This is a genomic window from Pseudomonas sp. 05N434, assembly GCF_056396965.1.
Genome location: NZ_JBFTMK010000871.1, coordinates 1 through 1,285, shown reverse-complemented (window position 1 = coordinate 1,285; position 1,285 = coordinate 1). Strand labels below are relative to the sequence as shown.

Genomic DNA, 1,285 nt, shown 5'->3' with positions numbered 1-1,285 from the left:
GATCAGGGCGTCGCAGGTGTAAGTCGCGCTGTCGCCAATCAGGGTGTACGGCTTGGCAGCGAAGTCCACGGCATTGATGTGATCAAACACGATCTCGGTTTCAAAGCGCTCGGCGTGCTCTTTCATCCGTTCCATCAGCGCCGGGCCGGTCAGGCCGTGGACGTCGCCCGGCCAGTTGTCGACTTCGGTGGTGGTGGTCAGTTGACCGCCGGCTTGCATGCCGGTGATCAGCAGTGGCTTGAGGTTGGCACGGGCCGCATAGACAGCGGCGCTGTAACCGGCAGGGCCGGAACCGAGAATAATCACTCGCGAATGACGGACTTCAGACATGACCTGCTCCTGTTGACCGGCCCGAAACACTGGGCGCGGAACGCCGGATTGCCGGCGGGAATAAAAAAGGACCGTTGAAAGCACTTGGGGAAGGCTTGGGCTCGACAGTCCTGTAAAAGAATGGGTGCAGCGTATCGAGGGGGCGAAGATTAAGGAAATACGGTTTAACAATCCAGCTCATAGGCGGTCTCTATTCCGTTGCAGTGAATGTATAGACGCCTTTGTTACAGTTAATGTCGATGCCGCTACCGCGCTTTCGCACCTCAGGCAAAGCCGGTAAGGTCGGCGCGTTTCCCTCTTGTTCGGAGCACGTTATGCCCGCCCCCGTTCTGTCCGGCCCGCAATACCTGCGCGAAGGCCTCAATCTGGTCCTGAGCCCAAGTCTGCGTCTGTTCGTGTTGCTGCCGCTGGCGATCAACCTGGTGCTGTTCGTCGGATTGATCTATCTGGCCGGTCATCAGTTCAGCCTATGGGTCGATACGCTGATGCCGTCCCTGCCCGATTGGCTGAGCTTCCTCAGCTATATCCTCTGGCCGCTATTCGTGGTGTTGGTGGTGTTGATGGTGTTCTTCACCTTCACAATGCTCGCCAACGTTATTGCCGCACCGTTCAACGGCTTCCTCGCGGAGAAAGTCGAAGTGGTGGTGCGCGGCACCGACGATTTCCCGACCTTCAGCTGGGGCGAACTGATCGCCATGATCCCCCGTACCCTGACCCGGGAAATGCGCAAGCTCGGCTACTTCCTGCCAAGGGCCATCGGGCTGTTCATCCTCTCCTTCATCCCCGTGGTGAACATCATTGCCGCACCGCTGTGGCTGCTGTTCGGGGTGTGGATGATGGCGATCCAATACATCGACTACCCGGCGGACAACCACAAGCTGGGCTGGAACGAGATGCTCGCCTGGCTGCGCAAGAAGCGCTGGCAGAGCATGAGTTTTGGCGGGATCGTTTATCT

At 58.5% G+C, this 1,285-nt stretch carries 2 protein-coding genes; one reads left to right on the top strand and one right to left on the bottom strand.

Annotated elements, in window-relative coordinates:
- Positions 1-330: FAD-dependent oxidoreductase (locus tag AC1DLB_RS30275; RefSeq protein ID WP_477786317.1), on the bottom strand; the 330-nt coding region annotated here is incomplete at its 3' end.
- A 314-nt stretch (positions 331-644) separates the two neighbouring features.
- Here AC1DLB_RS30275 and cysZ point away from each other — a divergent pair.
- Positions 645-1,285: sulfate transporter CysZ (cysZ, locus tag AC1DLB_RS30270; RefSeq protein WP_477786316.1), on the top strand; the 641-nt coding region annotated here is incomplete at its 3' end.